The organism is Trinickia acidisoli, from assembly GCF_017315725.1.
Lineage (GTDB): Bacteria > Pseudomonadota > Gammaproteobacteria > Burkholderiales > Burkholderiaceae > Trinickia > Trinickia acidisoli.
In genome coordinates this window covers 1,730,241-1,756,183 of the sequence record NZ_JAFLRG010000001.1, presented here as the reverse complement: position 1 = coordinate 1,756,183, position 25,943 = coordinate 1,730,241, and the positions used below count along the sequence as shown (strand labels likewise).

The window sequence follows — 25,943 nt, the reverse complement described above, 5'->3', positions numbered from 1 at the left end:
CGTCATGACCTATCCGAACGCCATCGGCGGCGCGCCGCTGCGCCCACGTCTTCGCTCGATGTTCCGATTGCAATGGGAAGCCGCGCAAGATGCATACGTGCTCCTCTATCCCGAAGGGATGGTGAAACTCAATCCCAGTGCGGGACAGATCCTCGTGCGATGCGACGGCACGCGCGAGCTCGACGAAATCATTACCGAACTCGAAACGCTGTTCCACGCTGCGGATCTCGCAACCGACGTCTATCGGTTTCTCGACCACGCACGCCAACGTGGATGGGTCGACTGACCCTCGCATACGACGGCCCTGGCATGAACCGGGCCGCACTCGCATCGCCGCCGCTGTAGCTGCTTGCCGAGCCGACCTACCGTTGCCCGCTCCACGGTGCGGTTCAGGACCGACATGTTTCCCTCGCTCTGCCCTTGCGCAGGAATGAAACAGCCAACCGTCCGCCAATTGCGCGCCGAACCGTACACGCACACACGCAGCGGCGCAGCCGGCTTCGTTTGACGAGGGCAATTTCGAACGCTGCGCGCGCCGCCTGCAGGCGCGCCAAGCCCCTTCCTCCCCGTCGGGATACCGTATCGCCGCTAAAGGTTCAGTGGCGGGTGCCGTTATGCAGATACCGATCTGTTCGTACTATCTGCCGCCATGGACACCCTCACGCGCGCCGACCCATGTCGGCGTTTGCCAATGACGGCCGCTCGCGCGATGCCGCTGGCTTCGTGCGTCCGCCTAGAATCGAGCAACTGACTTGACGATGCGATATATCGGCCTCGCCCTCCGCCTCGCCGGCTTAGCCGCACTGGTGCTCGTGTCGCTATGCAGTTGCCGCCAACACGACCATGCGCCCGCGGGCGCTTCGGTGCCAGCCCGCACCACGATTACCGCATTGATCTGGGCGCCCGATTGGCCTGAACAAATGCTCCAGATCGCCGAAGAATTCGGCAAGCTCAACCCCGATATTCATGTGAACGTACAGTTCATGATCGGTAATTCGGTCGAAGAGAACATCAAACCGCGCGTCGCGTCCGGCAATCTGCCCGATCTGATCAGTGTGAACCCCAACGCGTATGCGGCCGAACTGGCGGATCAAGGCATTCTCGCCGACGTCGGTGGGACAGCCGCTTGGCAGAACATGCTCGACGCGCTCAAAAGCGATTGGACGAGCCGCCGGTCCAAGAAATTCGGCATCTCGGGCGGCGTGGCTACGACGCTGATCTATTACAACGAGGCCATGTTCGCGAAGGCGGGGATCAAAGCACTGCCGACCAACTTCCGTGATTTCCTGCGGGTATGCGAGCAGTTGAAGCGGGCGGGGTTCGTGCCGATCATGTGGAGCGGCGGCTTTCCGAACATGCTCGGCAACGGGCCGTTCGCCTCCGGTTTCGCCAATGAAGTCGTGGCACGGGAGCCGGACTGGAAGCGAAAGATCGCCGATGGATCGCTCAATCTCGACACGCCCGAGGCCGCCGATATCTTTGAAAAAATCCTGCTCATACCCGAGCGCGGATACGTGCAAAACGGGTACATGACCACCGACTACGACGGCGGCATCCGGCTTTTCAAGGAAGGCCAGGTTGCAATGGCGTTCCACGGCAGTTGGGCTGCCGGCCTTTTGCTGCAGGGCAATCCCTTCAAGGTCGGCGTCTTCATCCCTCCCTGGAACGCGCCTCGACAGCAAGTGGTGCCCGTGATCGGCAGCGAAACGGGGTTCGCGGTATGCGAGACGCGAAACAAGGCTGCGGCGATGCGTTTTCTCGAATTCATCGCCGGCAAGGGCTTCCCGATTCTCCAGCACAAACGCCGAAACATCCCGCCCTTCAAGCATGTGCAGGGCGCCGTCGTCACGGATCGAGCAATGGTCGACTATACGAACGCGGTCAGCCGCTACCGCGTCACGTCGAGCCCATACTATTCGGTACTGCCTTCGAACTCGATAGAGCAATTGCATCGATTGATGCTAGACGTACTGCTCCGGAAGATCTCGCCCCAAGAGGCCGCGAAACGCCTTGACGAGTCAGTCAAGAATCAAGCGACGATGCACTACAAATGAGCGTGATCATCGGCCCCTTGCGACGCGTGTTCGCTTACCTGTCACTGGACGTATTACGCCGGGTTGAAATCCGCTATCGGCTGACCACGGCATTCGCCGTGCTCGCACTGCTGCCGCTCGTGATTTCGGGCTGTATCTCCTACGTGAAATCGACGGCCGCGATCAAAGAGAAGGCCGAGACATTTTCGAGGAGCGCGGTCAAGCAGGTCTCGCGGAACATCTCGTTGCGAATGGAGCAAATCGAGACCGAAAGCAGCCTGCTCGTCCTATCCGATCGCGTACAAGGCGATCTCACGCGGGTCGCGAACGGCAGCGCGAAGGAGAGAATCGACGCACGCGAGGACATCACGCGGCAGTTGCTCGTCCATTACGGGCCGATCGATTTCGTCAACCAAAAATATCTGCTCGACGCCCGCAACCGAGTCATGGACACGCAGGCGTTCGCGCGGCTGACCCATGGCGTGGTCCAACTGGTCGAGCGCGCACACCGCCAAGACGGCCGGCCCTACTGGGGCAGCTACGACAGCGGCTTCGGCCAACGCGATCTCGGCATGGTCCGCGCCATCATCGACAAAAGCGACAACCGGCGCATCGGCAGCCTCGTGCTCGTCATTCGCCCTGAGCATTTCTCTACGGTCTTCCACGATTTCGCCTCGGGGAGCGGGACCGACATCTACGTGCTCGATGCCGGCAATCGCCAAGTGATCGTGCGTGCCGACGGCGCAGCGCTCGATGCGGATAGCGTGGCCGAACCGCGACTGATCGAGCAGATCATGAACCGAAAGGCAGCGGGCGAGACGAGCGGCATCGTCGAATTCGAGAGCAGGCGCGGTGGCCGCTATCTTGCAGCCTACGACCAGATTCCCAGCACGACGTGGTTCGTCGTGAGCACGACCTCGGAGCAAACGCTGACGGCGCAAGCGCAATCCGTGCGCAACCAAATCGTGCTGGTGGGCATCGCCGGCTTTCTGCTGTCGATCTTTCTTGCCTACTTCATCTCGCACAGCATTACCGTGCCGCTGAAGAAGCTCGTGCAGAAGATGGACGACACGGGCAACGACGCCGGCGCGCAAGCCGAAGAGCGTGCCGAAGCGCACGACGATGTGCACGACAGCGACGAGCTCGGGCGATTGGCGCAGCGGTTCGAACGCATGAGTACGGCGATTGGCCAGAAAATCCAGAAGATCAACGAGATCAATGCGCGCCTCGAAGACACCGTGACGGAAAGAACGGCCGAGCTCGCCAGGCGGGAACAGGCTTCCCGCACGCTGATCGAGAACTCGCCTGACACGATTGCGCGATACGACCGGGAGCTGCGCCGCACGTATGCGAACCCGGCGTTCTGCTTGCTCACCGGGCGCAGCTTGGAGGAAGTGCTCGGCAAGCGGCCATCGGAAATCCCAGGTGGCGCAAGTGCGCTCGCCTACGAGAAGAAAATCGCAGAAGCGATTTCGATCGGAAAAAGCACGCGCTTCGAACTGAAGTGGATCGGGCCGAACGGGCGTGAACAGTGCACGCACATTTCGCTGACGCCGGAGATCGACCCGTCCGGCAACATCAACTCGGTACTGGCGATCGGGCGCGATCTGTCGGATCGCATGGCATTCGAGGAAACGATCTGGAAGCAGGCCAACTTCGACACGCTGACCAACCTACCGAACCGCCAGATGTTTCACGACCGTCTGGAGTACGAAGCACGGATGTCGGATGCCGACGGCAAACGCATGGCATTGATGCTGATCGATCTCGATCGCTTCAAGGAAGTGAACGACTCGCTCGGGCACGACAAGGGAGACGTTCTACTCGTCGAGGCTGCGAGGCGCATCCGTTCGTGCGTGAGCGAATCGGATACGGTCGCGCGCCTTGGCGGCGATGAGTTCACGGTCATTCTTCCTAAGCTCGACGCGACCGATAGCGTGGGACGGATCGCCAACGCCATCGTCGAGAAGCTGGCCGAACCCTTCGCACTCGGCACCGACGAAGCGTTCATCTCCGCGAGCGTCGGAATCACGACCTATCCGGACGACGCGACCGAACTCGACGTGCTTTTCAAGAACGTCGATCAGGCCATGTACGCGGCCAAAAACGCAGGGCGCAACCGCGTCGGGTACTTTACGCAAGACTTGCGCGTGGTGGCGCAAAGGCGGCTGCGGCTCACGAGTGATTTACGGGCTGCCATCGTCGGCAAGCAGTTTCAGCTTTACTACCAACCCATCGTCGAGCTTGCGACGGGCGAGATTCGGAAAGCGGAAGCGCTGATCCGCTGGCTGCACCCCGAACGCGGCATGATCAACCCGACCGAGTTCATTCCGCTGGCTGAAGAAACGGGCCTCATCGTGCCGATCGGCGATTGGGTGTTCCGGCAGACGGTGCAGCAGGCACGACGGTGGCGTGCGCTCTTCGGGCCGGTTTTTCAAATCAGCGTGAATATGTCGCCGGTACAGATCCGGCAGGACAACCTCGTTTGTGTCCACTGGTCGGAACATCTCGCGCAGGAGGGGATGCCTGGGCAGGCTATCGCGGTGGAAATCACCGAGGGGCTCCTGCTCGATGCCGAGTTGAACGAAAAGCTATTGGCGTTCCGTGATGCCGGTATCCGCGTGTCGATCGACGACTTCGGCACCGGGTACTCGTCATTGGCCTATTTGAAGCGGTTCGACATCGATTACCTCAAGATCGACCGGTCGTTCGTCTACAACGTCGGGTTCGATGCCGACAATCAGGCGCTCTGCGAGGCGATGGTCGTACTCGCACACAAGCTCGGGTTGAAGATCATCGCGGAAGGCGTCGAGACGACGGAACAACGCGATTTCCTGCGGGGTATCGGGTGCGATTTTGCGCAGGGGTTCTTGTATTCGCAGCCGATCCCGCCGCAGAGGTTCGAGGTGCTGTTTGCGCCGGGTTTGGAGGATCGAAACGATCCGGCCGACGCACCTGGCTGCGCGGCGCCGCAAGCCGGGCAGTCGGTGCAGCATTGCTGATATCGGGATGGGGGCGAGGCGCAGTCGCCTAAACTTAGGAAGGGCAGCGTCTATATCGAAGGGGCGTCCGAACGAAACGCGCAAGGGGCTGCCCGCTCGCCAAGGTTCATGCATCGATTTGAAAGGGAGCCGCAGCCATGAGCGTCGCTCTGAACCACACGATCGTCTATGCCAGCGACAGAAATGCCTCGGCGGCATTTCTCACCGAGATTCTCGGGCTGGCCCAACCCACGCCATTCGGGCCATTTCTCACCGTCCATCTCAGCAACGACGTCACGATGGACTTCAAGCAAGCCGACGACCGGCCGGCCTCGCAGCATTACGCCTTTCTCGTCAGTGAAGCCGAATTCAAGGAAATCATGGATCGCATCGCAGCCCGCAAGCTGCCGTACTGGGCCGATCCGGCTCAGCAACGCGAAGGCGAAATCAACACGCGCGACGGTGGCCACGGCGCATATTTCGAGGATCCGAGCGGCCATCTCCTCGAAATACTCACGCGGCCGTACGGCGGCCATTAGAGAATGCGCCGCTGACTCGCGTACTTCCCGTACGTCTTACGCGCAAAGCGCTCGGGGCGATAAAAGACAAAGCCCCGTAAGTCCGAGAACTTACGGGGCTTTGTCACCACCTATTGGCGGAGACGGAGGGAGCTCGATGTCGCCCGGAAACCCGCGCCGGGTTTGACTTCCAACTTCGGAGCCAAAGGCCACCCCTACTCCCACCCCAACGTCAACTAACGCCATTTGCCCATATCGTGGAATACGACCGCATCCGAAAACTCGCTGCCAGCCGGCTCATATCAAGGCACCACCGTCCGAGCACCACATCGACACGCTATTTAAACCCGCTTACCTAAGCCCCACCGCTATTTAAACGAAAGGCCGCTTGTTTAAATAAGAGCCTGCAGCCATAATTTGTTCATGGCGGACGAAAACCTGACAAACACCCGGCTTGGGCGCTTCGCCGAAACCGCTGCTGGCGGTGAGATCGTGCGCGCTTTCGTTCCGCCGCCTCTGCCTCCCGAGCCACCTATCGATATTTTGGGTCTGCTTGATAGGTTGAGCCTCGCCGAGCGAGCGCTGGGGCGGTTGGATGGCATCACCATGCTCCTCCCCCGCCAAGAGATCTTCCTTTACATGTACGTGCGCAAAGAGGCCGTACTCTCGTCTCAGATTGAAGGCACCCAATCAACCCTGACAGACCTTCTTCGCTTTGAAACCGAAGCGCAGGCCGGCCAGCCAATCGATGACGTCCGCGAAGTGTCAAATTACGTGGACGCGATGATGTACGGGTTGGATCGTCTCCAGACGCTACCGCTTTCGCTCCGGCTGATTCGTGAAATGCATGCTCGTCTGCTACGAAATGGGCGAGGCGGCACGGCAAGCCCCGGTGAATTCAGGAGATCGCAAAACTGGATCGGCGGAACACGTCCGGGAAACGCCTTATATGTGCCTCCCCCGGTCAACGAACTCTATGCGTGTCTTGATGCACTCGAGCGGTTCATGCATGAGGACCGTTCACGCCTGCCCGCCTTGCTCAAGGCAGGTCTACTCCACGTCCAGTTCGAGAGCATTCACCCGTTTCTCGATGGCAACGGACGCATCGGCCGGCTCCTTGTCACCCTCTTCTTGAATACGCGTGGGGTGCTACGCTCACCGCTGCTTTACCTGAGCCTTTACCTCAAGACGCACCGCGCCGATTACTATAGGCTCCTGCAGGAAGTCCGCGAGCGTGGTGCTTGGGAACCTTGGCTTGAATTCTTTCTTGATGGCGTCGCCGAGACCGCCAATCAGGCCTTTGATGCCGCCACACGGATCGTCGCTCTCTTCAAGGAGGATCGTGAGCGGATCACAGCCGAGAGTGAACGTGCGGGATCGGCTCTGCGGGTTCATGATTTATTACAGCAGAATCCATTTCTTACCGCCAACGCTTTGGTCGAGCGCACCGGCCTGACCGCCCCTACGATCAATGCTGCACTTGCTGACCTCCAACGGCTTGAAGTGGTCGAGGAAGTAACAGGCCGCCGACGCGGCCGTGTCTTTGGCTATCGCCGCTACCTCGCGATCCTTAGCGAAGGTACCGATCCGCTGCCCGCCCCCTCAGCCGTCACTCCAGACGAGTAGGCCATTTTGCTCATCGAAAGCGTCTCGGCCCTTGGTCTCACATTACGGGAATTATTGCTTGCCGCCAAACGTCGACGAAATCGCATCGGTCTGCCGTGGCATGACTACCCTACATATCTGAATCAGCAAATGCTCGGCCAGCTGTCGATGGCGATCTAAACCCGCGCAAATCCGGCGACATTGGGTTGCAGCGACATTGACGACGCGCAATGAGGCGCGCTGCGTAGACACGATTGAGATGTTCGCCGGAAGGAATCCGCGTCACCTTCAGCGGCAGAAAGGCCAAGTCATCGTCATTCATGGTTGCGTCCGCAGGTGTGGTTGCAAACGCAACCATGACGAATTGCTCGTGTCCGACTACCCAAGCGTTTTCACCGACCGCCGCAACTGCCCTTCGCGCTCGGCCCAACGCTCCGCCGCGATCGGCGTAGTGCATCTGGGCAAACCGGCCGAAGCTAGATAGTTGTCGATTTCATCCCGCACGATGTCATACCCATCCACATACGAAAACTCGCTGATTAACGGCAGATTGAGCGCCGCGTAGATCGCAACCCAACGCTCTTCGTCGCCCAGCCGGCGACGCACGGCAAGTTTCGGATTGAACTGATACCAGCCTTGGGTCACGCGCATGAAAAGCGCCCGGTTGTAGGCGTAGTCGCGTTCAATCTCGTTTCTGGCCAGCACACCTGACAAATGCTGTCGTTTATTGCGCTCGGGACGTACAACGTTAGTCGGGAGATGCTGCCAAGCCTCCAGAATGGTCTTGGTGTCGAAAGCGCCGTTGAGCTTGCGGGACGGGCGAGTGAAGCGCGACTTGAACAACACCCATAGCGTCTGGAGTAAAAAGTATTCGGATTGATGCCGGTCGATGCGCACAAGCCGCTCGCCTGTATTGACGTCGATGCTACTCGGGGCAAGTCTCTCATAAAGCGGGGCAAGCGGGCCGTGTGCGAACTTCGCGTCGCGGAAGGATTCACGCAACGCCCAATGAAGAGCGTTATAGCCATAGTGATCGATCGCTTCTCGGTCGGCGCCGCGCTCCAGCAACGCTTCCACCAACGATACGTTGCCGGCCGCGGCTGCGGCCATCAACGGCGTTTGATTCATCGGCAGACGATGCTCGATGCCGTGCAGATCACATTGTTTCAGGATGTCCTTGAATTGAGCGGCGAAGTATGGAACGTAGGTCTTGCGGCCCAGCGTCATGCGCTGCTGCGAAAAGCCCTTTGCCTGATCGAACTTCGCTTCCCTGACCAACCAGTGAGCGAGCTGCGGCTCGTCGAAACAAGCCGCGTAATCATAAAGCTGTTGCTTAGGCTTACCGCCGGGCACCTGCTCCCGAAACACCTTGACGAGTAGTTCAGTGACCTTCGCTTCGTCGAACACCGGCCAAGGAACCGGGGCCTGATTCAGGATGTTGCGGCGAATGGCTTCGGCCTGCTCCTGCTTGCCCTGCAACTCGAGCTTGCGCGCTTCCTTCTGCCACTCCTCCCGGCTGGATTGCTGGGCTTGCACCGTGACGTTGCCGGCACTCATATCGAGCAGCCCAAAGAGCGGATGCTCGGTATCCGATTCGATGACGTAGAGATTCCTGATCGCGCGCGTCAGCGCGACATAGAGGGCATTGACGAAGAACTTGTAGATCTCTAGCGACTTATCGCTTTTGTCCTTCGCGCGCCGGTAATCGAGCGTCTCGACTGCCAGATCAGCGGGAGCGACGCCCTCGACGATATCACTGAATTGAGCGCGGTGATCCGAGACGAAACGATAAAGAACGATGTTCTCGTATTCGAGGCCCTTGGCTTCGTGAATGGAGAACAGCAACGGCGTGGCGAAGTGCCTCCGTGCCTCTGCCTTGTCCTCGTCACGCATCACCAGCACGGCAAACTGCGTCGACTGGCGAATTTTTTTGTCAAGCTCGCGTTTGGTGGTGTCCTTGTCCGGCACCAGCGCAACCTGCCCCGTCGCCGCCCCGACCGCCTGCACGAGGAAGTTGCTCTCGCGATCGATCGAACCGAAGCGCCGCTGCTTGATTTTCAGTAGCTGATTCGCGACACGCGTGGCCTCCAACCCGTTGCGGAAATTAGCGGTAAGCACACGCAACTCTTGCCGCTCGGCCAGCGCCGGGTCTTTCCAGAACAAGCTCTTGACGTGGCTCCAAGAAAAAAAGTTGGGATGGACTATCTGGTTGGAGTCACCGCACAGCAGGAAGTGGCCAGGCTTCGTCAAGGTCTTCAATACCAGCGCCAATTGCACTGTGGTGAGATCCTGCACTTCATCGATGACGACAAAGTCATAGCGTGGCGCGGCCAGCGCCTGCCACTCCTGAGCGACGAGATTAAGGTCGTATAGTTTCGCTTCCTCCAGCCAAGAGCAATACTTTTCAAAGAGGTCGTATAGCTTATCGCGCTGGTCGACTGGATAAATGGACTGGCGCACACCGAGCGCATGGTAATCATCGCGCGACAAAAGGCCCGTCGGCCCAGCCGCTATCACGCCGCGAATTTCCTCGAAAACTTGATGGCCATCGAATTCCCTGAAGGCCTGCCGGATGCGCGAAAACCAGTTGGCGAAATCCCGCCAAGTCGCCTCACGACCGAATGGAACGCGAATGGACTCGACGAATTCACGGTAGGAGAGAAAGGTGGCCTCTTGCCCGCCGTGTTCAAAACCGTTGGCGTAGTACAGATCGCGAGCACTCTGTGCGAGGTAGTTAGAGTGTGTAACGTACAGCACCTCGCCTTCGGCGTGCTTGAGTTTTTCGAGCGTCAACGCGGTCTTGCCGCTGCCAGCGCTGCCGACGACGATCAACGGCGGCGGCAGGCGATAGACGGCGTCTTGCGTGTCGTCGAAGGAAATCGGCTTGTCCAACAAGTGAATGGTCGTGCGTTCGGGATGCAGATAGCGCACGGTCTGCGCATCCTTGATGGCCTCTTGCGTGTCGATATCAGGAATTTTGCCTTCGTCGATCACCGCACCGCGCAAAAAGCGAGACTTGTCGTATTCGTGATTGGCGATGACTTCCAGCATCAGCGCGCAGATCTCCTCACCGTGGCGAATCAGAGAGAACAACAACCGGTTGGCATCGTCGAGCTTGGCGCGATAGAGGTTGCCAGGGCTCAGATTGGCGAGCTTCTTGACCTGTGCCGCGCGGAAGTCGCGACGTGCGATGGCATCAGCCACCTTGCGATAGCTGGCCTTGACACAAGAGGTGTCGAGGCCGGTGTATTCAAGGATCTTCATTCGCTAACCGGATTGGTTTCGAGGGTATCGACGTGCGACTCGTACCACGTTCTGATCGACATACGCCGGGCGGCTTCGACCTGTTTGCTTCGACCTGTTTCACAGGGGGCTCAGCATGTCCGAATGCTCGGACCACCGGCAGCGATTGTAACGGCCGTGAAGACGATGCACTGGCAGAATACCGTAGAGAACGATATTAACCGACAAACAAGCAAAGCCACTGATGCCGGTCTTTGATGGAAAGGTCACTGGACTAACTGCTGCGATGTGCACGCCGAGCCGCTGGCATTCAATGGCAATTAGTCCGCATCCTGTGACATGTCCCCTCTCCCGGGCTGCGCGGTAGACCAATGCTGCGGAGCGAATTGCGGCTCTTTCGTTTCGACCGCATGGTTAAGATCGAATTCTTGCCAGACCGCCGCCATCAACGAATGGCATGCGCAGGAAGCACTACGACGCCGGCAATAAAAAGCCGTTTAGTCAAGCGCTTCCTCACCCCCACTTTCACCCCCACCACGTGGGTCGATTGCACAGGTTTCAGCCGGACTCAAAAAATCGCCGCCCAAACAAAAACCCCGCAGAGCCCAGACTCTGCGGGGTTTCCACCGCCATATATCGAAGTACTGGCGGAGACGGAGGGGGCACGACGTCGGCCGCAAACCCTTGCTGGGTTTGACTCCCTACTGTAGGGCTTGCGGCCACCCCTACTTCCACCCCTACGCTGCTCAACCGCCGACTCTTTTCACATTGCGAGATAAGCATAACGGTATCCGCCGCTCAAACACGGCGTCGGGTTTCCCCGCCTGATGGATCAGACCGACCTCGATAACACACCCAACCAACCTATCGACTGCCGTCCGTGCCGGATATCTCTCCTTCGTTGATTAACCTCATCACAGCAGGTCCGGATCAGCAGCCGAGACGCATCCACCATTCGCAACGGGCGATTCGCTAAGCCACGCTTTCGCGAGGCGCCCGGGTACCACCGCCAGTTCAATGTTCCCAGTCGAGACGCTCAGCGTCGTCGTCATGGCGATGCGCTTGCTCCTCGTAGCTGTCTGCCAGGGTATCGAGGGCCTTGGCGGTATGCGGATGCTCATAGGCAACCGCCTTTGCCCACTGGCGGTACTTCGCCGCCTCCTGCCGTTCGAGGTTCCCACCGTCGCGCGGCATCCGGGTGGTGACACCACGGCGATTGCTCTTTCCGATCCAGAAGCCTTCTATCATCGGCTTACTGCGGAACAGGTCGATCACATTCCGCACCGGTTCGGCCGGCCAGTTGCCATCCTCACCGACCGGAGAGGCCGATAGCATGTGCCCGATCCGGCTATCAGCGATGTCGGCTCTGCCGGCCGCCTTGGCAAGCGAGCGAGCCTCCTTGATCCAAGCCTCCAGGAGGTCGCCGTCAATCGTGCCGTTGTCACGAGTGCCTGGCAGGTGGTCCCAGAGTTCCAGCAGTCGATAGGCTTGATCGGCAACAGCCCGGGCACGCTCGGGATTCTCGGGCTCAACATCGACGACCCCGCTTTCTTCGTTCGCCCTAAATACGGCGCTGAGCATTTGGATGAATAGCGTAGGCTGTTCCGAAAGCGCTTCCAGCAGCACCTTAGCTGGTCGACGCGAATGCTCCAGCACTGGCAAATAGGCCCACTCGAGCGCGACCAAGGTATCCTTGTCCACATCGCTGCGCTCATCGAGTATCTGGAGGATTTCGGCGACGTAGTGTTGGAACATGGTCACTTCGTTCGTGTCACCGTTGCTTTCGAACGGCTGGCGCACCGCCTCTTGCAGAACCTCCACGAGCAAGTCTGACGGCAAATAGACCTTGCTGCCGCGTCCCGCCGCCAAAGGCAGAGCGTGGCGAGCGCGGCCGACGGAGATCAGTTTGCGAATGGCAAACGCGGCTTCGTCGCTGCCGTCATCCATCCAGAGCACCGGCGCTCGGCGCCAATAGGTATCATCGATTTCCCGGCCAGCCTTTGCGACTTGGTTCCATGTCCAGTGGTGAACTGGAAGGGCTCGGAAGATCGTCAGCAGCGCGGTCTCACCCCACGCCCCATCCTCGGCCTTAGCGATCAAGGCCGCAGCCCAAGGCTCCTTTCGATCACGGAATGCGGAAATGATCAGGCCGTGTGCTACGTCCCGCTCACGATCGTTGTCGCTTCGAAGCGCGGCCTCTAGAACTGCGTTGAGATCGAACTCCGAAAGTCCGCTATCGTAGAGCGCCTTGCCGATGTAGCCGGCAGTGCCGACAAGACGCGCGAGGTCCAAGATGGTCCTCACACCGCCTTCGGAGAACAGCGCCAGCGCCGCCTGCTGCCGGGCCGCGTCGACGTCGCGCTCCTGCGCCTCCCAGCCCGTCGTCGAAAGTTTGGGCAATGCGACTGACTGCTCGAAGAGCCAAGCCGTGCGCTCAAGCGAATCGAGCGGCGCGAAGCGCTCATAGATGACTTCCAGCCGATCAAGCACTTCATCGGACATGCGCCAGGCAGCGTCCGGGACCAGCCGATGATGGTGCAGCACACGCCGCAAGCTCTCCCAAAGCGCCGCGCGATCAGCTTTGTCCGCGAACTTCCGTTCTGCAGCCTCCAGCGTCGCGAGTCCGGTTTCTACGTCCGGCGCTAGATCGGCGAATCGATCCAGAAGAGCCGACCACCGAGAGGCGTTCGTGCCTACGTCCGCGAGTAACCGTTCAGTGATCGCTGCTGCGCCGCGCCCAATCAAACCGTAGGTCACGACTTCGACCGTGTCGGACGTGAAGTCGCGCCATCGCGGCATGGGCGATGGCGTGGACGTATCGTGCCCCTTAGGCAGGATGCCGAGCATCAGCTTCCAAGCGGCGTCGCTCTCCTGCTTTCGGATTAGGTCGATAGCTCGAAGCCGCTGGTCGAGCGTCGCATAGGTCTGCGGGATCCAGAGAAGATGGATCTCGCGAAGACTGCACGCCGGCCTATTCGCGTACCGCCCCGGCTTAATATCGATAGCGTCGAGGCGAGCTAGGACATGCGTCACGCGTGGCATCAGTTCTGGCGACCAAGCCAGGGACTCGAGCGCCCAGAGGAGATCGGAAAGGTGTTCGGTCCCGAACGGGCCGCCCTCGTCGGCGCCGAACAGAGCTCGGATGGGGGGATCGTTCTGATCGAGGCTGTCCTCGATGGCGCTCAGGAAGGCCTTGGGCGAAGCCTCGGCCAGCAGCCGGAAATCCTTTGAGAGTGACCACCACCGTTGCTGGTCGGCGCTCTGCAGCAGCTTGTCCACAACGGCGTCGGCGCGTTGCGCCGCATTAGGAACAGTACGGACCTTATTGCCCCACAGGGCAAGCAGGATCAACACCTGCCCGATGCCGTGACGCAGCACGCCCGAATAGTCCCTACGAATACCTTGCACAGCCGCCATCCACCGCTCGCCGGGGTCCATCTCGAAACGCGGGTCCGCAGAGCCAAGCACGGCGTGCGCGGCGGCTTCAAAGCGCGTGATGTCAGCGCTCGTCAGGTACGGCGCGAGCAGGAACCACGCGTCCAACGGCGAAGTGACGCGCCAAGTCGATCCGATCTTCTGCAGTGGACTGTCGAAATCGCCCACGTAAGAGGCCAGAGCGGCAATGACGGTCTCATAGGGCTGGTCGGCGATCTCGGCGAGCCGAGATCGGTCTGCTTCCACGCTCTCATCCCAACCGCCCGCCAGCAGCGCCGCCAGCAAAGCACGAGGCGGCGTTTCTTGCGCCCAGCGAGGAAGACGCCCCGGCGCGCTGGGGATAAGCCGACGGAGAACTGCTAGGTTACGGGCGCTGTCGCGTGCGAGGGCCTGAGCCCGAGGCTCGGCGATTCCAGTGGCGATCAGGGCGCTGGCGATCCCTTCGCGCGACGGGCGCGCGAGGATACGAACTTCACCGCGAGACAGTTCGCGCTCGTCGTAAGCCTGCAGCACGAAGTGACCGCGCTCGGTAAGGGCTCGAGCCAAACCGGGCTCGGGTTCGGTCATCAGCAGGATCAGCGGCGCAGGCCCATTCGCCAGCGCCCTGGCGCTCGCAGCTGTAGTCGCGACAAGGCAACGAGCGCGATAGGCGGCCGCTATATCGACCGGCAGCATGCCGAGGGTGGCATGGAAGAACGCCACTACCTCGTCGGCCGAGGTGGCTTGAAGAGAGAGGACGGATGGCTCGCCGCGCAACCAGCGGAGAACTTCAACTGCGTCCTGGTCCCGGTCACTAAGAACCAAGTCTTCCGTCAGCGGCATCTGGGCCGCGCGGGACCATTCCTCCCAGACTTCTTCGAGTTCCCGCGTTCCCGCCGGCCGCTTCCCTAGGCGATTAGTCAGCCACAGCCCGACCGCAGGCGTTTGTTCGATCCAATGGACGAGGTCGTCAGCATCGTAGGCACGGACTTCTCGCCATACGCCTTCGGCCTGTCGACTCTTGGCCCACTCATCTTTCTTCGGCCAGTGGCGGGGAGTGACGAACACATAGGCAGCGTTGGCGGGATCGAGTGGCGCAAATTCCGCCGTTCGTTTCTCATAGTCCTCCGTCGCCTTTTGCGCGATCTTGCTCCGTTGAGTGCCGATCTCCCAACCAGCATTACCCTGCGGCACGTAGGTTCGTCCGGTCTCGGTCGAAGTGACCCCGTCCCAGCCCGAATGCCATACTCCCACGTCGGCCGGAAAGCGAAGCTGCACGGCTAGGCCAAGAGTAGCTCGAATGAGATGAGCGAGCAGAGTCGGCAGACTAGCCACACCATCGGTTCGATTCGCCCAGTTCGAAAGGTCTTCTGCATCTACCCATCGAATCGGCGCGCCAGGACGCTCGGAGGGCGTGATGCGCGGAATGGCCGGGCCAATCACGGCACCGGTTGGCAAGAATCGGATACCGGCGCCTTCGAGCGCGCTGCGAATGGCTTGGGCGTTGTTAGCGACCGGGGTCCGGTGGCCTCGCTCAAAGTCGGCCACCGTCGAGGTCGCCACACCAGCCGCCTTGGCCAGGTCTTGCTGGGACCACGCCAAGAGCGCACGAGCGGCCCGAATATGTTTGGGCGTCAGATCCGAAGGAAGGGTAGACTGCGTCATGGTCATAGAAAATATATGACATCAGTCTTTATTGGTCAACTGTTATTTTATGTTGACAAATTAGAATATTTGCCGACAATTAATAACAATCATGGTCGAACCTCATATGAATTATCGCGAGCTCGCCCTGAGTCTCATACGAGACCGGGGAATCGCGCGTGCACGTGACTTTAAGGCTGCAGGCATCCCCCTCACCTACCTGAAGCGCCTAACCGACTCCGGCGACCTGGTCCGCCTTGGCCGCGGCCTCTACCAAGACCCGGAGCGCGTCGGTGAGGACATTGCTCACGATCTCGCCGAAGCAGTCCGCCTCGTCCCGAATGGCGTTATCAGTCTGATCACTGCCCTCCGGCACCATGAGCTCACTACCCAACTGCCACACGCCGTATGGATGACCATTCCTCATAAGGCGAGGACCCCGAACGCACCGGGCCTACGCCTCGAGGTTGTTCGTGCAACTGGCGATGCCCTAACCGCAGGTGTAGAACGCATCCGGATAGAGGGAGTCGACGTCCCGATTTTCGGAGTCGCGAAAACGGTTGCGGATTGCTTCAAGCATCGCCGCCACGTCGGCGAAGACGTTGCCATAGAGGCGCTTCGTGACGCCCTGCGCCAACGCAAGACGACTGTAACCGAACTGATGAAATATGCAGCTATTGATCGTGTGGCAGAGCGAATCAAACCTTACATTAAGGCCATGCAATGAATCCCAAGGGTCTCAAGAATCCTGCAGCCTCCATCAGAGCGAGGTTGCTCGCTCACGCCAAACAGCACGGTGACGACTACCAACGCATTTTGACGCGCTTTGCGATAGAGCGCCTGCTCTTCCGGCTCAGCCAGACGGAAGCCACCGAGCGCTATGTGCTAAAGGGTGCTATGTTGTTCGCGACTTGGCCCGAACACGTTTTCCGGCCAACTGGCGACCTCGATCTGCTTGGTCATGGCAACCCCGACCCTGCCATCATCACCGAACTCTTCTCCCGCATCTGCCAAGTCGAGGCCCCTGACGACGGCATTGTCTTCGACGTGGCAACGCTGAAAGTCGAACCGGTGCGCGAAGCCGACAAGTACCAAGGTGTTCAACTGAGCCTGACCGGCGACCTGGCCAAAGCACGAATCCCCGTGCAGGTAGACATCGGGTTCGGCGACCACGTTTACCCGCAGCCGACGCGCCAGAATTTCCCGAACCTCCTGCCGGATTTGCCTGCGGCAAACATCCTGATGTACCCGCCCGAAACAGTCGTAGCAGAGAAGTTCGAGGCCATGATACGTTTCGGGGAAACAAACGGAAGGATCAAGGATTTTCACGACATATGGGTCACAACCCGCACCTTCTCGTTCGATCTCCCCGGTCTGCTTGAGGCGGTTAGTGGCACGTTGCGGCGCCGCGAAACGTCAATCCCGACCGAAATGCCGGTGGGTCTTACTGAAGCGTTCGCGAAAATCGCCGACGAGCGCGGCCTCTGGACCGGTTTCCTGCGCCGAAATCCACCAAGCCTTCAACCGCCGCCTTTCGCGGACTTGCAAGAAGAGTTGCGGCGATTCTTCGGCCCCGTCATCGCTAACCTGGCGCTACCGGAAGGCGCCAAAGGCCGCTGGGATCCCGATGGCGGGGCTTGGCGCTGAATTAATTGACTCCGCGGAAGCCTACGGGTCCAGCGATATTCCCAACCGTGGGAGAGCACAGTCGTGCAAGCAATGAATTCGCGACGCCCGTGGCTCTTCGTTACGATGTTGGAACATCCAGTGGAAGAGGTGACGCGGGATGATCAAGGACGTCGCGAACGCACAAGAAGCTCGATGCGACAGGGCCGTTTCGCCGTGACGACAGACAAGGGGGATATGACCATGGATGGAGGTCGACACAACGCTGCAGAACAGGAGGCGATTGGACTTTGGATCAGCGTCGAAGCCATCGACGACATGGTCAACCATGCACTATGGCTGCTGATCGATGTCTCGCGGTTCCCGAGCGAGTGCGAGACCCGCTTTCACAGCCGCATTCATCAGCAATTGTTCCTCATACGCCTCCTCGACTTCGTTAAAGAACCCGGCGACAGGGCTTTGACCGGCGTCAAAGGGTCATGCCTTGACATTCTCGAAGCGGCTGGCAACAGCCCCGCCCTTTGTCGGAATAGTGACACTCGATTGCTTGTGTCGGCGGTGACAACGCTCAAAGACTGGCTGAACAGAGGCCGGGAAATTAAGCTTTGGCTGCCCACCTTGAATATCGAAGCGCACATCACGGTCTCGTGCATGGACCTACTCACCATTGCGGGCAACCAGTCCAAGCACAATCCGTCGCACCTCACGGGTGTTTGTCAGCGTATCGCTCGGATACTTGTCGAACAGGGATATGCCGTCACCCTAGACATGATGCCGCTCGCACTGGACGACTTTCGTGAACATCTCAACGAAAACTTCTTTACCTATCATGGAACGTGGTTGGCGGAGCTCTTGAACAACGTCCGGTGGGGCATCCAGACCTATCTCTACGCCACGTTCCGTTGGTCGTATCGCGAGCATATCCCCGACCTGCCGGGCATCTATCGGTACGAATATCCGAAGGCCATCCAAACCGAAATCACGCAACACTGGTTCTGGTGGCTCATGAACACGGTACGGTCCGGCCCAATCTTCAAGCGGTTCGACGGCGCCCATTACCTGAAAACCCAGAGTTCACTCGAATGGATTGACGATAAACGCGACGATGCCACGGCGCCGTAATGAGTCGCGTTGCCCAAGCGCTCCGCCCGTCAAAGAATTCCACAGGCTGCGTTCGCTCAACATTACGATGGAGTGAGCGCGGACAATAAAAACAACCTTTAGGCAAGCTCTTTATTACCCCCACTTTCACCCCCACTGCATGGGTCGATTGAGGAGATATCAGTCGAACCGAAAGAACGGCCGGCCCAAATAAAACCCCCGCAGAGCCTAGACTCTGCGGGGGCTTCCACCGCCAAATACCAAAGTACTGGCGGAGACGGAGGCCGCCAAGTTCGCGCCCAACCCGATCCAATTCCATCCAAACATCTTCCAATAATTCAACCACTTGCGCTGTACAAGCATCCAATTTACGCTAGCACCTTCCAACCCCATCCAGTGTTTTCTGATGGGCTGAATGATGGGCTAGAAAATCGATGCTAACCGACAAACAAGCAAAAGCACTGAAGCCGGGCGACAAGCCGGCCTTCGACGGAAAGGTCACTGGACTGATGCTGGTGCCGTCCAAATCTGGCTGCAAATGGATCTTGCGCTTCACCAGCCCGATGACCGGCAAGCGACGCGACGCCGGCCTCGGCGTTTATCCCGAGACGTCGATCGCCGAAGCCCGCGAAAAGGCGCATGCAATGCGGAAGCTCATCGACAACGGCGAAGATCCGATCGAGCAACGTAATCGGGAACGCGAGGCTACCGCCGTTGCGATTGCCACACTCACATTCGAGAAAGCTGCACGAAAGGTTCACGAAGAACTCAAGCCGGGATGGAAGAACGAGAAGCATGCGGCACAATGGATCAGCACGCTTGAGACCTATGTGTTTCCGAAGCTCGGAAACCGCAAACTTGACGCCATCAGCCCTGGCGATTGCGCAGACGTTCTGCGGCCGATCTGGTTGACGAAAGCGGAAACCGCAAGCCGCACCCGGCAACGGATGCATGCCGTCATGCAATGGGCCTGGGCGCACGGTCACATCGCGGCGAACCCGGTGGGTGTTATCGATCACATCTTGCCCAAACAGTCGAGCAAGGCAGAGCACCAACCTGCCATGCCCTGGCGGCAAGTACCCAAATTTGTTACAACGCACCTCGCGGCGCACGGACCAAGCGATAGCACTCGCGCCGCCCTCCTCTTCCTGATCCTCACGGCAACCCGGAGCGGCGAGGTCCGCGGCGCGACATGGGATGAGTTCGATCTGCATGCAGGCGTCTGGAGCATTCCTGCTCAGCGCATGAAGGCCAAGGAACTACATCGAGTCCCTCTATCCGAGCACGCGTTAGCACTTGTTAAGACTCTCAAGAAACGCCAGTTGCACGACGTCCTTGTCTTCCCCTCGCCCCGCGAAAAGGTCTTGAGCGATATGGCGCTGACCGCCTTGCTTCGTCGCGTCAAGGCAGAGAGCGACACACCCGGACGATTCGCAACCGCCCACGGCTTCCGCTCTAGCTTCCGCGACTGGGCTAGCGAGCACAGCTATGCTCGTGATCTGGCAGAGCGCGCGCTGGCTCACACGGTCGCAAATAAGGTCGAAGCCGCATACCACCGAACGGATTTGCTGGAGCAGCGGCGTCCTCTCATGGAGGCATGGGCGAAGCACGTTTCCTCCATCTAAACACCAATTCGGCAAATGAAGCCTATCGCGTTGTCCGCACCTTGCCGATTCCCTGCGACCTTTGGGCATGCAGCCGGCCCCTCCGGTTAGCGGGGGCGCATGGCTGACGGGGGCATCGCGTCGCCCTGGGGCGCAAGTGACGCCGCGGAGTTCCTTCCAGCGCCCTCGATGTCCAAGCTCGCAGGATCGCGCAATGGCTACAGCAAACGCTGCTACAGAAACCATCAACGTCGACAGCATGGCCCCGGGAAAACCCTTTGTGCTACATTCCTCCGACCCAAAAAAACAGAGAGGGCACAGATTATGGGTTTTGCATTCATCCGTGAAGGCGACACGACCTCGCACGGGGGTACCGTTCTCGCGTGCTCGCCGGCAAACATGGACGATGGCCGTCCGATTGCACTGCTCGGCGATAAGGTTTCCTGCCCTAAGTGCGGCGGGATTTACCCGATCGTCGGGGTCAAAAATCTCGGCGTGACGTTCGACGGTCGTCCCGTCGCGTCCGAAGGGGACACGACCGCTTGCGGCGCCACGCTCATCGCATCGCAGAACAACACGACCGCCGAGCCGACGTCCGGTCCCGGTGGTGCTGTCGGCGGTGGAAAGAGCGTTGTGTCGGATACCAACGCGCAAACGCCCCATCGAGGCAGATTCCAGGTGCTCGACGACGTCACCCGCCGGCCGGTCGCCGGTCATCCCTACACCATCAAATCGTCGGACGGACAGACCGTGCAGGGGAAGACAGACGCTAACGGGTTCACCGAATGGCTCGAGGGGGACGAGGGTTCGTCGCTGATGTTCAGCCACCCGGGAAGCGAGAGCGCAGAATGAGCGGTTACGGCTCCGGCTACTCGACGGGCGGCACCGCCTCCGGTGACGGTCGGACCACGCAAGTCGGTGTGCAAAGCGGGTTGTGGCCAAAAGACCGGGCAATCCTATGCGATACCGTTTGCAACTGCAAACGGATCGGCGTGGCCTCGGTCGATGGCAAAATCCAGCGCCAGCGATGCGTCATGCAACGTCTGAACTACCAAGACATGGTGTCGCAGGTCACCACCGGCCAGCGAACGGTATACCGTCCAGAAGTCGCCTACGACATGCGTCCCGACGTGCCAACGCCGATCATGAGTTCCCAAGACCCGCTCCAGCCGCATCCGTTCCTTCCCAACTGGCTCAACAAGTATTGGCCCGGCGGCTACGCCGAGTACAAGAAGTTGGCGGGGCAAGGCTTGATTCGTCGGCCAGACGTTATCGTCGTCAACGCCCCCGATCAGCCACCCGTGCAGTCGAACATTAAAATGTGCGTGGAAATGAAGTTTCCACCCGACGATTTTAGTCGTGAGCAGCGGACGGACTACATTCGGATCGCAGGCGGGCCGAACAAGTTTGAGCAGATTGGTCCGGCGGAATGCAAGTGCGGGGAGGAAAAGGAGGACACCGAGACCTCGAAATCCACGCAGTCGAAAACCTCGAAACACTCCGATCTCGAAGATCTCTTTGGCGGTGGCAGCAGTACGTCGATGGGCGGCGGTCCGCCGCCGCTTCCGCCGATGCCTCCCCTTCCCGTTTTCCCGTGAGCACGTTGTCATGACGGATGAAGAAATCGCAGCATGGGCGAAAGATCCTCGCCGCGCGGACACACTCCCTTTCGGTCTGTTTGAGCCCGCGTACAGAAAGGGCATCACAGGCGCTGCGCTCGTCGTGCGCGGGGTTCTGTATTTCCGGAACGGGTACACACCGACGGTCCGGAAAGCGTTGGTGCAATGCTTTGAACAGTACGCCGCGATGGTGGACGAGTATCACCATGCGCTTGAAGTCGCGGCGGGTCAAAAGCCCTCGAAAGAAGGTCCCCTCCGATGGTTTTACACGGAGGGCAAGCAGCCGATGGCATACGAGAAGGCCCCGGCGTTCGAGCGTCTAGCGACATCAACGCCTGGGGATACATCGCTTGTCGCGACGATGACCAGCGCCGACCACAAACTCGCAACCGGGTTTTACGAGTTTTCCGTGTTTGCGCTCGGAGAATGGAAAGCGACGCATAACCGCGGGCTCGATACCCTCGTTTTCACCGTTCCTCGAGCGTTCTTGGAACAGCGGCCGGGCAAGTTTCAGGCACTGTTCACAGCGATGTGCGAAGCACTGCCCATCGTTCATGGACACGCCGGCTACGGCGTGAATCTTCCGCCAATGGAGCTTAGCGCGAATGAGGCGAGCGAATACTTTTTCGCCCGTCGCTACGGGCCGGGCATCGACGTCGGCGACCCTATGGGTTACAGCACCGTCATGCTGGAAGGGGCGATCAAAACGGTGGACTGGATCGTCGCGCTGGACGCCGACCTCGTGCGTGCCGCCGGGGGAGCCGACTCGTTCGCACTGCCGCCGGACTGGTACGTGCGCCAGCCGTTGGACGACGGTGGCTTGATCGTCCAAGCAGGCGTTGCACCGCAAGCCAGTGTGTCCGCCGGGCCGGGGAAGCCTCCGCTGCCCCCGCCGGCTTACGTGCTGCTCGACGCGGCGCTGCGTCACATCATCGCCGAGAAGATGGACATCTTGCAGAGCGGTACGCTCGACAGCACTGCGCCGCTGCTCAACACGACCATCGCGACCGAAGCCTGGCTGAAGCGCTTCGACGTACCGCCCGACCAGATGACCGAGCAGTGGCGCGAGTTGCACAAAACGCCGACGGTCGATAGTAGCAAAGCGGCGGTCGCTGCCAACCTATCACGACTGCGGAAGGCCATGGGACTGCCCGAGCAGGTGCCGTCAAACGGGTTCGGATACGACGTTGGCTCGCCGGGCTAACGAATGTTTAGAGCAACACTGAAACGGGGCCGCGAGGCCCCGCTGTCGTATGCGAGTTGACCGCCTGGATTCGCTCACCGAGAATCATCAGGGATCGAGTCGGATCCTTGAAATCTACGTCAACACTGTCAACCGCCGCCGTTTCCCAAAATGAGCCTGAAACTTGCATCGGTCATGCCGTTTCTGCCAGCGCCGGCGCAGTCAGCGTTTCGTGCAAGACGGCTTCCAACAGGCGATCACTATCGCTTCCGGCGTTGGAAAGTTGCATTTCCAAGTTATCGCACAGAGTCATAAGCTCATCTACCTTAGCAAGGATGCGGCCTTGCTCAGCAAGAGGCGGTAGCGGCAAGCTAAGAGTGCGAATGTTATCCAAATTTAAACCCGGCTTTCCGGCCCCGTAGGCTCGCTCGACCAATTCATCTCGGCCACCCATTCCGGCCATTAAGCAAAGCAATAGCCATCGTGACAAAGTTGTCACGGCTGGTCTGATCAGCGCAACATGCTGACTAACGTATGCCTCCCCAAGGTCTCGGTCTATCAGCGCCGGGTTCGTGACACCGGCGCCAGTAATGACGACCAGCAGATCTCCTTTTTCAATTTTGGTCCGTCTACCCTCGCTTTTGGCAGGAGGATTGACACACGCCAGGTCATCCAGACGGAGTCTGCCAAATCTGATGTTTTGCGCGCGGACAAATATCGGCCCAGTTTTCGCATAATGCTCGGCCCATCCACGCGAACCACTGGTCACGAGGGTACAAACGTCGTCAAAGCGGATCGCCTCCCAATTTGACGGCAATTCGAACGCGAGCTTCGCAATATCCGCGCGGACTTTTGAATGAGAAATCAATCCATTTTTCACCAACGCCGTCTTCATCGACTGTACATTTTTCAGCAACTCTGCCGCAGGCTCGTCGTATGTGCTCTGTGAAACAAGCTTGCCGCACACAGCGAGGTTGCGAATTGTTTCACGCAGTTGCTTAATGTATTCCGCTCGGGTTGTAAGCTCCGCGAAGTTGTCGAGCGTAAAGGTAGCGTGCTTGCGCAAAGCGTCTCCGTCATCGTCTGCCGTTGCCAGACGTCGCAGGCTTGCCCGCACCAACTGATCGCGGCGTTGCTCGCGCTCGGTTCTCGCGGCCTCCAATTGATCGCAGAGCGTCATCAGTTCGTCAACCTTGGCTACGATGCGGTGTTGTTCGGCAAGAGGAGGAAGGGGCAGAAAGATGTTCCCAATAGAGTCACGATTTAGCGTGGCACCTTTGATGGCATCTTTGGCCTCCCCTTTCCTCGAAAATTTTGGAAGTACTTTGAATAGGTACGCACCAAGGGATGGGAGATGCGGATAGATCGAAATGATCGCCTCATTATGAAAGGCCGGCACGCCCAATATGGCGATCTTCCCGATGGTAAGCTTGAAACTCATGATCATTGTGCCAGCGCTGCAGGGATTTGTTCTAAAAACCTGCCCCTTCGCCTTCTCGCTAATCGTCTCTTTCGTGGCACGAACAACGCCACCCTCTGCCATATCGGCGATGCTGACCCAGGGATAGTCGCCGGTATTCCAAAAGCTGGCTTCGTGCCTCGGTGGCGTTCTTCCCGCTGAGAAATCCGCGATTGCTCCAAAGCGTACCCACCGCCAGCTAGCGGGAATCGCGAAGAGTTGCTCGTCAGTTTTCACTTGTGGCGGCGATTGCTGATTCCGGATTTTTTTCTCCGCGACCAATCGCATTCTCTCTGCCTCAATTTGAATGAGCAATTCCGCCGCCGGTTCGTCATTGGTATCCTGCTCCACCAGCTTACCGGAAACCGCTAAATCAAGGACGAAGCGGCGCAACCGCACGATAGCGTCGGGCGCTTCGCTAATGCGCTCGAAATGTTGCAACAGGCGTTCGACATTCATCGGAGCAGTGCCTCTGCAAGAATGCTCTTCAACTTGTCGCGCAGATTGGCCGTTTTCTGTTCGTCTTGCTTCAGTTTCGCCAACAATTCGGCTGGATCGCCATGGTCGTCGGCAATGGTGTGCGGGTTCTTGAAATCAAGGTTGTAACCGCGTGCCTTGATGTCGGCCAAGCTGACTTTCCACGCGAGTTCGGTTTCCTGGCGATCTTTGCGTCCGGCACCGCCCCACCAGTCCACGCAGTCTTGCAGGTACTCGACACGGATCGGTCTGGTCATCGAGTAGGCCTTTTGGTTTATGGGGATGCGGTGCTCGTAGAACCAGACGTCCTGTGTTGGCTCGCCCTTATCGAAGAACAGCAGATTGGTGCCGATCGTGGCATACGGTTTGAACACGCTGTTGGGCAGACGGACGATCGTATGCAGATTGCAGTCTTGCAGCAGCTGTTGCTTCAGCCGGGTTTTGACGCCCTCTCCGAACAACGAACCGTCAGGCAACACGATCCCGGCGCGACCACCCGGCTTGAGCAGACGGATAAACAGCGCCAGAAACAAGTCGGCGGTTTCTTTGGTGCGGAAATGAGCTGGGAAGTTAGATTCGATGCCATCTTCTTCCTTCCCACCAAACGGCGGATTCGTAAGAATGATGTCTACCCGGTCGTTTTGGCCATAGCTGATATACGGCCGCGCCAGGGTGTTGTCATGCCGCACGAAGCTCGGGTCTTCAATCCCGTGCAACAGCATATTGGTCACGCACAGCATGTGCGGGAGCTGTTTCTTTTCGACAGCGCGCAGACCAGCCTGCAGGGCTCGCTCATCCTCGACCGTCTTTACATACCGGTCGCGCATGTGACGAATGGCGCACGTCAAAAAGCCGCCCGTACCGACGGAAGGATCGAACAAGATTTCGCCCGGCTTCGGGTCGATGCGATCGACCATGAAAGCGGTCACGGCGCGCGGTGTGTAGTACTCGCCTGCATTACCGGCACTCTGCAGGTCATTCAGGAGCTGTTCGTAGATGTCGCCGAAGTGCTTCCGCTCGGCGAGGTCATTGAAGTCGACGCCGCTGATCTTGTTGATGACCTGCCGCATCAGCTGGCCGGACTTCATGTAGTTGTAGGCGTCTTCAAAGACGGCGCGCACGACGCGGCTGCGGTTGGCGTTCTTGCCTGTGACCGGCAACGCCTTGAGCTGAGGAAACAGCTCGGTGTTAATGAAGGTCATCAGTGCGTCACCGGTAATGCCTTCCGGATCAGCGGCCCACGTGCGCCATTGCAACGCTTCCGGGATAGGCGACCGGTAGCGGTCCTGCATCACTTCCAACTGCTGGTCCTGATCGTCGATGATTTTGAGAAAGAACATCCAGCAAAGCTGGGACAGGCGCTGGGCATCGCCGTCGACGCCAACATCCTGGCGCATGATGTCCTGGATCGATTTGACCGTATTTCGTGCAGACAT

General features: G+C 59.2%; 16 protein-coding genes. 12 read left to right on the top strand and 4 right to left on the bottom strand.

The annotated features are described in order from the left end of the window. Positions 1 to 4: 4 nt before the first annotated feature. The 5 genes from pqqD to J3485_RS08045 all read left to right on the top strand — a co-directional run bounded on the left by pqqD (position 5) and on the right by J3485_RS08045 (position 7,158). Positions 5 to 286, top strand: coding sequence for a pyrroloquinoline quinone biosynthesis peptide chaperone PqqD (gene pqqD, locus J3485_RS08065; protein ID WP_206951980.1), 282 nt, complete (start codon positions 5 to 7; stop codon positions 284 to 286). Between the two features lie 472 nt (positions 287 to 758). Further along, positions 759 to 2,054, top strand: a complete 1,296-nt coding sequence (locus J3485_RS08060) for an ABC transporter substrate-binding protein (protein WP_206955706.1) — start codon at positions 759 to 761, stop codon at positions 2,052 to 2,054. Further along, entirely contained in the window at positions 2,051 to 5,035 is a 2,985-nt protein-coding gene (locus tag J3485_RS08055; RefSeq protein WP_206951979.1) for a bifunctional diguanylate cyclase/phosphodiesterase, read from the top strand. Before J3485_RS08060 ends, J3485_RS08055 begins: the two co-directional genes overlap by 4 nt. A gap of 137 nt (positions 5,036 to 5,172) precedes the next feature. Continuing rightward, positions 5,173 to 5,553: a VOC family protein gene (locus J3485_RS08050; RefSeq protein ID WP_206951978.1), complete on the top strand. Its 381-nt coding sequence runs from the start codon at positions 5,173 to 5,175 to the stop codon at positions 5,551 to 5,553. A 402-nt stretch (positions 5,554 to 5,955) separates the two neighbouring features. Further along, a complete protein-coding gene (locus J3485_RS08045; protein WP_206951977.1) occupies positions 5,956 to 7,158 on the top strand; it encodes a Fic family protein in 1,203 nt (400 codons plus the stop codon). A 357-nt stretch (positions 7,159 to 7,515) separates the two neighbouring features. Here J3485_RS08045 and J3485_RS08040 read toward each other — a convergent pair whose 3' ends face one another. Both J3485_RS08040 and J3485_RS08035 read right to left on the bottom strand, forming a co-directional pair. Beyond that, positions 7,516 to 10,401, bottom strand: coding sequence for an ankyrin repeat domain-containing protein (locus J3485_RS08040; protein ID WP_206951976.1), 2,886 nt, complete (start codon positions 10,399 to 10,401; stop codon positions 7,516 to 7,518). Positions 10,402 to 11,394: 993 nt separating this feature from the next. After that, positions 11,395 to 15,459 carry a helix-turn-helix domain-containing protein gene (locus J3485_RS08035; protein ID WP_242538709.1) on the bottom strand — a complete coding sequence of 1,355 codons (4,065 nt, stop codon included), beginning with the start codon at positions 15,457 to 15,459 and terminating at the stop codon, positions 11,395 to 11,397. Positions 15,460 to 15,565: 106 nt separating this feature from the next. On the opposite strand from J3485_RS08035, the gene J3485_RS08030 reads away from it, so the two are divergent. The 7 genes from J3485_RS08030 to J3485_RS08000 all read left to right on the top strand — a co-directional run bounded on the left by J3485_RS08030 (position 15,566) and on the right by J3485_RS08000 (position 22,592). After that, on the top strand, positions 15,566 to 16,165 hold the full coding sequence (locus J3485_RS08030) for a type IV toxin-antitoxin system AbiEi family antitoxin domain-containing protein (protein WP_206951974.1): 600 nt from the start codon (positions 15,566 to 15,568) through the stop codon (positions 16,163 to 16,165). Next, positions 16,162 to 17,085, top strand: coding sequence for a nucleotidyl transferase AbiEii/AbiGii toxin family protein (locus J3485_RS08025; protein WP_206951973.1), 924 nt, complete (start codon positions 16,162 to 16,164; stop codon positions 17,083 to 17,085). Before J3485_RS08030 ends, J3485_RS08025 begins: the two co-directional genes overlap by 4 nt. A gap of 120 nt (positions 17,086 to 17,205) precedes the next feature. Next, the gene (locus tag J3485_RS08020) at positions 17,206 to 18,186 is read left to right on the top strand and encodes a hypothetical protein (RefSeq protein WP_309476988.1); all 981 of its coding nucleotides are present in this window, start codon (positions 17,206 to 17,208) and stop codon (positions 18,184 to 18,186) included. Positions 18,187 to 18,599: 413 nt separating this feature from the next. Further along, positions 18,600 to 19,790, top strand: a complete 1,191-nt coding sequence (locus J3485_RS08015; protein WP_206951972.1) for a tyrosine-type recombinase/integrase — start codon at positions 18,600 to 18,602, stop codon at positions 19,788 to 19,790. 303 nt (positions 19,791 to 20,093) lie between these two features. Further along, positions 20,094 to 20,621 carry a PAAR domain-containing protein gene (locus J3485_RS08010; protein WP_206951971.1) on the top strand — a complete coding sequence of 176 codons (528 nt, stop codon included), beginning with the start codon at positions 20,094 to 20,096 and terminating at the stop codon, positions 20,619 to 20,621. After that, positions 20,618 to 21,367 carry a VRR-NUC domain-containing protein gene (locus J3485_RS08005; protein WP_206951970.1) on the top strand — a complete coding sequence of 250 codons (750 nt, stop codon included), beginning with the start codon at positions 20,618 to 20,620 and terminating at the stop codon, positions 21,365 to 21,367. Before J3485_RS08010 ends, J3485_RS08005 begins: the two co-directional genes overlap by 4 nt. A 10-nt stretch (positions 21,368 to 21,377) precedes the next feature. Further along, positions 21,378 to 22,592: a type VI immunity family protein gene (locus J3485_RS08000; RefSeq protein ID WP_206951969.1), complete on the top strand. Its 1,215-nt coding sequence runs from the start codon at positions 21,378 to 21,380 to the stop codon at positions 22,590 to 22,592. A gap of 172 nt (positions 22,593 to 22,764) precedes the next feature. On the opposite strand, the gene J3485_RS07995 is transcribed toward J3485_RS08000, so the two are convergent. Further along, on the bottom strand, positions 22,765 to 24,489 hold the full coding sequence (locus J3485_RS07995; protein ID WP_206951968.1) for a restriction endonuclease subunit S: 1,725 nt from the start codon (positions 24,487 to 24,489) through the stop codon (positions 22,765 to 22,767). After that, positions 24,486 to 25,943 carry a class I SAM-dependent DNA methyltransferase gene (locus J3485_RS07990; RefSeq protein WP_206951967.1) on the bottom strand — a complete coding sequence of 486 codons (1,458 nt, stop codon included), beginning with the start codon at positions 25,941 to 25,943 and terminating at the stop codon, positions 24,486 to 24,488. Before J3485_RS07990 ends, J3485_RS07995 begins: the two co-directional genes overlap by 4 nt.

What these genes read in the sequence shown, in the direction of transcription:
- pqqD (WP_206951980.1), top strand. Translation starts at nt 5, where the DNA reads ATGACCTATCCGAACGCCATCGGCGGCGCGCCGCTGCGCCCACGTCTT.
- J3485_RS08060 (WP_206955706.1), top strand. Translation starts at nt 759, where the DNA reads ATGCGATATATCGGCCTCGCCCTCCGCCTCGCCGGCTTAGCCGCACTG.
- J3485_RS08055 (WP_206951979.1), top strand. Translation starts at nt 2,051, where the DNA reads ATGAGCGTGATCATCGGCCCCTTGCGACGCGTGTTCGCTTACCTGTCA.
- J3485_RS08050 (WP_206951978.1), top strand. Translation starts at nt 5,173, where the DNA reads ATGAGCGTCGCTCTGAACCACACGATCGTCTATGCCAGCGACAGAAAT.
- J3485_RS08045 (WP_206951977.1), top strand. Translation starts at nt 5,956, where the DNA reads ATGGCGGACGAAAACCTGACAAACACCCGGCTTGGGCGCTTCGCCGAA.
- J3485_RS08040 (WP_206951976.1), bottom strand. Translation starts at nt 10,401, where the DNA reads ATGAAGATCCTTGAATACACCGGCCTCGACACCTCTTGTGTCAAGGCC.
- J3485_RS08035 (WP_242538709.1), bottom strand. Translation starts at nt 15,459, where the DNA reads ATGACGCAGTCTACCCTTCCTTCGGATCTGACGCCCAAACATATTCGG.
- J3485_RS08030 (WP_206951974.1), top strand. Translation starts at nt 15,566, where the DNA reads ATGAATTATCGCGAGCTCGCCCTGAGTCTCATACGAGACCGGGGAATC.
- J3485_RS08025 (WP_206951973.1), top strand. Translation starts at nt 16,162, where the DNA reads ATGAATCCCAAGGGTCTCAAGAATCCTGCAGCCTCCATCAGAGCGAGG.
- J3485_RS08015 (WP_206951972.1), top strand. Translation starts at nt 18,600, where the DNA reads ATGCTAACCGACAAACAAGCAAAAGCACTGAAGCCGGGCGACAAGCCG.
- J3485_RS08010 (WP_206951971.1), top strand. Translation starts at nt 20,094, where the DNA reads ATGGGTTTTGCATTCATCCGTGAAGGCGACACGACCTCGCACGGGGGT.
- J3485_RS08005 (WP_206951970.1), top strand. Translation starts at nt 20,618, where the DNA reads ATGAGCGGTTACGGCTCCGGCTACTCGACGGGCGGCACCGCCTCCGGT.
- J3485_RS08000 (WP_206951969.1), top strand. Translation starts at nt 21,378, where the DNA reads ATGACGGATGAAGAAATCGCAGCATGGGCGAAAGATCCTCGCCGCGCG.
- J3485_RS07995 (WP_206951968.1), bottom strand. Translation starts at nt 24,489, where the DNA reads ATGAATGTCGAACGCCTGTTGCAACATTTCGAGCGCATTAGCGAAGCG.
- J3485_RS07990 (WP_206951967.1), bottom strand. Translation starts at nt 25,943, where the DNA reads ATGTCTGCACGAAATACGGTCAAATCGATCCAGGACATCATGCGCCAG.